The following is a 7,389-nucleotide window of genomic DNA, read 5'->3' on the forward strand; positions in this document are numbered from 1 at the left end:
CGGTGGGGGCTGAGGTTGGGCGACTGCTGAGTGAGTTCGGGGTGACGGTCACCGGGGTTGATGCGCGGATTACTGAGGCGCCGCAGGGGTTCACCAAAGTGCACCCGGTCGAAGAACTGGACGGCTTGCTGCCGACCGCGGACATTGTCGTGCTGACGGTTCCGCATACGCCGGCGACCGAAGGGATGATCGACGCCGCGCGGCTGCAGCGGTTCAAGCCCACTGCGCTATTCGTGAACGTCGGACGCGGCCCGACCGTCCGGCTCGACGACCTGGCGAAAGCCCGGCTCGGCGGGATTGCGCTTGATGTGTTCGAGACCGAGCCGCTGCCACCCGACCACCCGCTGTGGCGCAGGCCCGACGTACTGATCACGCCGCATGTGGCCGGGGCAGGGCCGCATGCTTCCGAACGACGTTTCGCCGTACTGCTGGAGAACACCCGTCGGTTCCTCGCTGGGGACCCGTTGATCAACCAGGTCGACAAAGCCCAGCGGTTCTGATTGCCCGTCCGCCCCGAAGGAGAACAGCATGTTCGTCCGAGCACTCCTCGCAACCACCCTGCTGGCCGCGTCCGCTGCCGTCGTCCCGGTCGCTACCGCTGCGACCACCGCCTGTTCCACGCCTGGTGACGTGTTGAACCTGGCCAACTGGAAGCTGCAGCTCCCTGTCGACAACCCGAACCAGTCCGGCACTCAGGTGCTCGAGGTCGGCCAACCGTCGCTCGACACCTATGAGCTGAACCCGTGGTTCATCGACCAGCCGAACTGCAACGGCGTCCGCTTCCGCAACGCGGTGAACGGCGTCACCACTCCGAACACCACCTACGCGCGCTCCGAGCTCCGCGAGATGCGCAACGGCGCGGGCGCCTCCTGGCCCTCGACCTCCGGCGTCCACACGATGATCATCGATCAGGCGATCACGCACCGCCCGAACACCAAGCCGCAGGTGATTGCCGGCCAGATCCACAACGGCAACGACATGTCCACGTTCCGTCTCGACGGCAGCAGCCTGTATGTGACCAACGAGAACGACACGCACTACAAGCTTGTCGACAGCAACTACACGCTGGGTAAGCGATTCCAGGCCAAGTTCGTGGTCAGCAACGGATCGATCAAGGCATACTACAACAACGTGCTGCAGGCAACGATCCCGAAGTCGTTCAGCGGCGGCTACTTCAAGGCCGGCGTCTATACCCAGGCCAACTGTACGAACTCCTCGCCCTGCGACACCAGCAACTATGGCGAGACCGTGATCTACAACGTCACCGTCACCCACAGCTGACGTTCGTTGGGCCTCGACCCGTCACGACAGGTTGGTCGAGGCCCAGGTGGTGATGTCGTCGCGACGGATCGCGGCGGCCATCAGATCCGGGAATCGGTCTGGTGTACAAGCAAAAGTCGGTACGCCGAGCTCCACGAGCGCGGCCGCGTTCTCGGCGTCGTACGACGGGGTGCCGGAGTCGGCCAGTGCCAGCAGCGCGATCACCTGCACCCCTGCTTCCACCAAACCACGGGCCCGCCGCAACAATTCCTCGCGCACTCCACCTTCGTAGAGGTCGGAGATCAGCACGAGAACAGTCTCGGAAGGCTTGGTGACCAGCTGCTCGCAGTACGCGATCGCTCGGTTGATATCCGTCCCACCGCCCAACTGCGTCCCGAACAGTACGTCGACCGGATCATCGAGCTGATCAGTCAGATCGACCACCGCGGTGTCGAACACCACCAGACTCGTCTTCAACGTCCGGATCGACCCGAGCACCGCCCCGAACAACGCGGCGTACACGACCGACTCCGCCATCGACCCCGACTGATCAATAGCCAGTACGACGTCCCGCTGCACACTGTGATTGCGCCGCGCGTACCCGACCAGGCGATCCGGGACGATCGTGCCCAGGCTGGGTTGGAAGTGTTTGAGGTTGGCCCGGATCGTCCGATCCCAGTCGATATCGGAGTGTCGCGGACGACCAGTCCGCCCGGCGCGGTCGAGAGCTCCGGTGACCGCAGCCTTGGTGCGCTCGGCCAATCGCGCCTCCAGCTGGGCGACCACGCGGCCGACCACCTCGCGGGCAGTCTGCTTGGTCTCCTCCGGCATCACCTCGTTGAGCGCCATCAGTGTGCTCACGAGATGTACGTCGGGCTCGACCGCGTTCAGCAGCTCGGGCTCCATCAGCATCCGGGTGATGCCGAGGCGATCGACCGCATCGCGTTGCATGACTTGGACAACGGTGCTCGGGAAGTACTGCCGGATATCGCCCAGCCATCGCGCAACTCGCGGAGCCGACGAACCGAGGCCGGCTGCCCGTTGACCACCTTGCTCGCCTGGCGTTGCGTCGTACAGAGCTGCGAGCGCTTTGTCGATGGACTGGTCGGTGCCGGAGAGCGTCGTACCGGTTTCGGGGTCGGCCTCGCTGCCGAGGACGAGGCGCCAGCGGCGGAGTCGCTCGTTCATCAGACCCCCAGCAACTGCGCGACCACTGGCAGCACGGAGGCGGCCAGGTCGGCGTCAAGATCGTTGTCATCGGCAACCACAACACTCCCCGGATCGGCCAGCACCTTCGCTCGTGCGCCGATAGTACGCCGCTCCGGAGCAGCAAAAGTCCCAAAAGTCCTTCGCAGCAACGGCAAAACTTCGGTAAATGCGTCATCCGGGATTCCACCCAGCCAGGCATCGACCAAGCCCAGCAGCCGTTCATCGTGCACGAGCAGCAGACCGCCACCGGCGAGGAAGCCCTCGACAAATCCGGCAGCATCGGCAGTCGGCGTACCGGGTGACAGCGCGCGGCCCAACCTGAGCGCAATCTCGTGATCCGGCAGCCGGGAGGTGTCGAGCATCAGCCGGGTCAAGCGACCGCGGATCAGCGGGGGCACGGACGGCCGATCGCTGAGGCCTTCAAGGGTGCGCAACCACTCGACCCGCACATCCTCGGCCAGCAAGGCAGTCGCATCCTGTACGCCGTCAATCAGCTCTTGAACCGCGGTCGCCGCATCCGGGGCGAGCCCGTGGACGGTCCGCCCGAGGCCTGCGCAGATCCGCGAGACCATCCGGCTGGCGACGGCCCCGAGACCAGCGGTGTCGGTGCTCCGAACATCGCCGTACCGGGAGGAACGGGCGAGTGCAGGCAATGCCTCCATCAGATGGCCGACATCCGCGTCGGCGGCTGCTCTGGTATCGACGCCTCGCAGGAGATCCGGCAGGGCTTCGGACAGATCGGCGAGAAGGGATTTCTCCAGCGCAGCAGTGATTTCCGCGAGGGTCGACGAGTCGGCCGCGACCTTGAGCATGACCGTGGTCGCGGCGCCGACGACCGTCGTACCGTGGGCGCCTGCGGCAACCAGCTCGACCTCGAGACCGGGATCCCAGATCAGCTTCCACATCTCGCGGAACGTACCTTGCGCTCGCCGCTCGTCCGTTGCCGGCACACCCCAATGCACACCGAGAATCCTTAAGCGATGCAGGAGATGCGACTTCTGCAGGTCGTTGGCCTTGCGGAGGTCGAGCTCGATGACCCGCTCGGTCGCATCCCTTCGAAGACGCAACCGCCGCGCCTGCGCCGCGAGATCGGCCGCGACCGGCGCTTGTGGAGTCTCACCCGGAACTGTCCCGAGCAGCTCACCGACGACCGCTTCCCGGGTGACGAGGTTGAGGAGAACATCGTTCCCGTTGCAGAGCACTGCTCTCGTCGCCTCGGTCACCTCGCTCAGCCCGGCTAACGGCCGTTCGCGCAACGCGGCCAAGGTGTCGGCGAGACGAACAGCCTCGATCACATGAGCGCTGGACACCGGGAGATCCTCGGCACGCAACACATGTGCGACCTTCGTCAGCCAGCGCGTGGTGATCTGGTCCGGCGCAGTGAACAGGTGGTGGTACCAACCAGGCGAGGTGATACCGGCGCCGTACCCGCTGGCCGCCGCCAACCGACCGTGCGTCCACGGCACCCAGGTGCAGGCGACCTTCCGCTTCGGTAGGCCCTTCAGGATTCGCGCATCATGGGTTGCCGGAGGCAACGGCCCCTCCAGCGCCGGCACATGCCAGGCCCCGCAAACAACGGCGATCCGCTCGAACCCCTCGCGGATCGCCTTCCGCAGCACGGTCCGCATATAGGCCTCGCGTTGCGCCTCGCGACCGCTCGCTTCCTCATCAAGGCGCAGCTCGCGCATCGCATCGGCGATCACGGTGAACGGCTCAGCGCCATCCCGCCGCGACTCGATCACGTCATCCCACCAGCGCTCAGGATCGTCGTACCCGCCCGCGTTCGCCAGCGTCGCCAAGGGGTCGATCGACGCGCCCCGGCGCTCCTCGCGTCCGGACGACGCGAACTGGTGCGCAGCCGGCAGATCGCAGAACCGCACCGGTACGTCGGCCGCCAGCGCGTACTTGATCGCCTGCCACTCCGGGCTGAACACCGCAAACGGCCAGAACGCGGCCCGCGTCGAATCGTCAACGGCATAAGCCAGCAACGCGACCGGCGGATCCATCTCCACGGACGCCGCGAGCTCAACCACCTTGTCAGCTTCCGGCGGCCCCTCGATCAGCACGATGTCGGGCTGGAGTTCATTGAGTGCAGTAGCTACCGCACGCGCCGACCCCGGCCCGTGGTGCCGAATCCCGAGCAGGTGAACGGTCATCCGGAAATCTCGCGCGCGGCCCGATAGAACGGCGCCCAGTCGTCGCGCTCGCGAACGACCGTCTCCAGATACTCCGACCAGACCACGCGATCCGCGGACGGGTCCTTTACGACCGCACCGAGGATGCCGCCGGCAACATCTGTCGGACGCAGTACGCCGTCCCCGAAATGCGCGGCCAGTGCGAGACCCCCGGTCACCACACTGATCGCCTCGGCCGTCGACAACGTTCCGGACGGCGACTTGACCGCCGTACGGCCGTCTTCGGTTCGGCCCGAGCGCAGCTCACGGAAGATCGTCACCACGCGGCGGATCTCGTCGAGCGCATCGTCGGCCTGTGGCAACTCAAGCGCCGCGCCCAGCTGCGCCACCCGCCGGGATACGATCTCGACCTCGTCTTCGGCGTTGTCCGGCAGCGGCAGTACGACGGTGTTGAACCGGCGACGCAGTGCGGACGAGAGCTCGTTGATGCCCTTGTCCCGATCGTTGGCCGTGGCAATGACATTGAATCCCTTACGGGCTTGGACTTCCGTCGCCAGCTCGGGAATCGGCAGCGTCTTCTCGGACAGGATGGTGATCAACGCATCCTGTACGTCGGACGGCATCCGGGTCAGCTCTTCGATCCGCGCGATCTTCGCGTCGGCCATCGCCCGCTGCACGGGACTCGGCACCAACGCCGCCTCACTGGGGCCCTGGGCAATCAACTGCGCATAGTTCCAGCCATAGCGAATCGCCTCCTCGGCCGTCCCCGCAGTCCCCTGCACGAGCAACGTCGAGTCGCCACTGATCGCGGCCGCGAGATGCTCACTCACCCACGTCTTCGCCGTACCGGGGACGCCGAGCAGCAACAAAGCCCGGTCCGTAGCAAGCGTCGCCACGGCAACCTCGATCAGGCGCCGCGGGCCGACGTACTTCGGGGTTATTTCGGTGTCGCCCGCCTTCCCACCGAGCAAGTAGGTGACCACCGCGGCCGGCGACATCAACCACGCAGGCGGCCGCGGCCGGTCGTCGGCGGCGATCAGCGCGGCGAGCTCCCCGGCGTACTCGGTCTCGGCATGCGGCCGTAGTACTTCGGTCATGTCAGCTCCTCATAAAGCTCGCGGCGGAAGGTCAGGGTTTCGACGAGTCGACGGCGCCAGGTGTCTTCTTCGCCGGTCGGTTCGCGGGTGATTCGATGGTCCAGTACGTCGGGAGGCGCGGCGCGGGCGGTGACGCTTGCCAACCGGGCCCAGTCGCGGGCGGTGCCGACGCGGGCAAGTTGGTCGAGCAGCATGGTCGCGAGCGTGGCCGGCCACGGGACGGGAAGGCCTCCGACGAGCTCGGTGATGTCGACGGTTTTACGGAGCGCCTCGACGGCCGGGGCCCACTCGTCGGGCGGGAGGAGGCGGAGGAGTTCGGCGGGGCTGCGGGTTCCGGTGTTGGCGCCGGATTTGAGGAGCTCGCGCGCCCACTCGGCGGAGCGTTCGCGGATGGCCGCCTCAGTCCAGCCCGCCTGCAGTACCTCGGGGGCGCAGCCCTCCACCGGTAGTTGCAGCCAGGCGAGATCCATCGCGGCTAGTGGCGTGGCGGCGATGATTTGGCGGAACAAGTTGGCGCGCTTGCCGAGCCCTTCGGTGAGCGCGGAATCGACGCCGTCGCGATCCATGGACGCGGTGAGCTCGCGCGGCAGGTCGACTTTGAGCACGCCTTGTGTGAGGACGAGGTGCGCGTTGAGGCGCTCGGTCATGCGTTGGCCGAGACGGCTGCCGGGTAGGCGGGTGAGCATTCCAGCGGCGACTCGTCGTACCTCTCGCGAACGGTCGTCGAGAGCGGTCTCGAGAAACTCTTCGTCGGCTGTGGACAGGCCTTCGGTGAGCAGGCCGAGGAAGTCGGTGCGGGTTGCGGCGGATTCGGTCGGCCAGACCTCGCGCAGTTCTTCCAAGGCACCTGCTGGATCGGTACGGCGGAGGTCGCGCAACCAGCTGCGGCGCTGGATCGGGTCGCCGTGGGTCCAGGGTTCGGTGTCGTTGCTATCAGCAACTGCTGCGTAGAGGAATCGCCAGTCGGGGTTGAGCTCTGCGAGCCAACGCGCACGTCGGCCAGCGGCCGCGATGACGAGCGGGCGATACTCAGCTCGGTTGCGCGCGTGATCAGCTAGCGCGGGAAGGTGCTCTGGTGGGACGCCCCAGCCGTGCGCGTCCGCAGCTCGCAACCACTCGCCGAGTGCCGTGCTCTGGAATCCACCAAGCATCGCCGACAACCGTCTGATCGCAGCCGGCCGCGGCAACGGCCGGTCCTCACCCGGTGTCTCCGGAAGCGGCACGATGTCACGCAGCGGCTTCCGCCCGGCCCGCCGATAGAGGGTCGCCAGCGCAGCGGCATCCAGCAAGCCGCCCTCGCCTAGTCGCTCCTGAATCGCTTCCGGCAACTCCTCGAAATGCGCCGGTCGCCGCTCGGTCCCCAGCAACGCCGAGCTCACCAGGCCGTCCCAGCCCTTCACAGGATCACCGGGCGATCGTCGTGCCAGCAGGTCATCGGGCGGAAGCCGGCTCGGTTCCATTCACCTGCGACAGTGATGGGATCACCGGCTGAGACGGCGAGAAGCTTCCAGGGGTCTACGCCGGGGAGGAGTTCCAGCGCGTCACCTTCCGCATCGACGAGCGCCCAACTTTCGCCGTACCGGGCGGGGCGGACGTCTTGGAGGACGAGGGGCCAGCGTTCGTTCCACGGGTCGGCGGCGACGGACTCGACGTACGACGCGAGTGCTTGGTGGGCCGTTGATCCGGAC

General features: G+C 66.7%; 6 protein-coding genes and 1 pseudogene. 2 read left to right on the top strand and 5 right to left on the bottom strand.

Translation table 11 applies throughout. The features are described from left to right. Both E1263_RS41260 and E1263_RS41265 read left to right on the top strand, forming a co-directional pair. The coding region (locus E1263_RS41260; protein ID WP_272949733.1) for an NAD(P)-dependent oxidoreductase at nt 1-500 on the top strand (500 nt) is incomplete at its 5' end. 28 nt (nt 501-528) lie between these two features. Then, on the top strand, nt 529-1,281 hold the full coding sequence (locus E1263_RS41265) for a polysaccharide lyase family 7 protein (protein WP_132177746.1): 753 nt from the start codon (nt 529-531) through the stop codon (nt 1,279-1,281). A gap of 21 nt (nt 1,282-1,302) precedes the next feature. Here the strand turns inward: E1263_RS41265 and E1263_RS41270 are convergent, their stop codons facing one another. The 5 genes and pseudogenes from E1263_RS41270 to E1263_RS41290 form a co-directional block, all read right to left on the bottom strand. Continuing rightward, nucleotides 1,303-2,448 carry a VWA domain-containing protein gene (locus E1263_RS41270; protein WP_132177748.1) on the bottom strand — a complete coding sequence of 382 codons (1,146 nt, stop codon included), beginning with the start codon at nt 2,446-2,448 and terminating at the stop codon, nt 1,303-1,305. Continuing rightward, a complete protein-coding gene (locus E1263_RS41275; RefSeq protein ID WP_132177750.1) occupies nt 2,448-4,625 on the bottom strand; it encodes a DUF5682 family protein in 2,178 nt (725 codons plus the stop codon). The genes E1263_RS41270 and E1263_RS41275 overlap by 1 nt, the downstream gene beginning before the upstream one ends. Continuing rightward, nucleotides 4,622-5,701: an ATP-binding protein gene (locus E1263_RS41280; protein WP_132177752.1), complete on the bottom strand. Its 1,080-nt coding sequence runs from the start codon at nt 5,699-5,701 to the stop codon at nt 4,622-4,624. Before E1263_RS41280 ends, E1263_RS41275 begins: the two co-directional genes overlap by 4 nt. Next, entirely contained in the window at nt 5,698-7,101 is a 1,404-nt protein-coding gene (locus E1263_RS41285) for a DUF5691 domain-containing protein (protein ID WP_132177754.1), read from the bottom strand. The genes E1263_RS41280 and E1263_RS41285 overlap by 4 nt, the downstream gene beginning before the upstream one ends. Continuing rightward, a pseudogene (locus E1263_RS41290) lies at nt 7,098-7,389 on the bottom strand (SWIM zinc finger family protein); the annotation flags it as partial. The pseudogene E1263_RS41290 and the gene E1263_RS41285, both read right to left, overlap by 4 nt.

Source organism: Kribbella antibiotica, from assembly GCF_004349055.1.
Taxonomy (GTDB): Bacteria; Actinomycetota; Actinomycetes; order Propionibacteriales; family Kribbellaceae; genus Kribbella; species Kribbella antibiotica.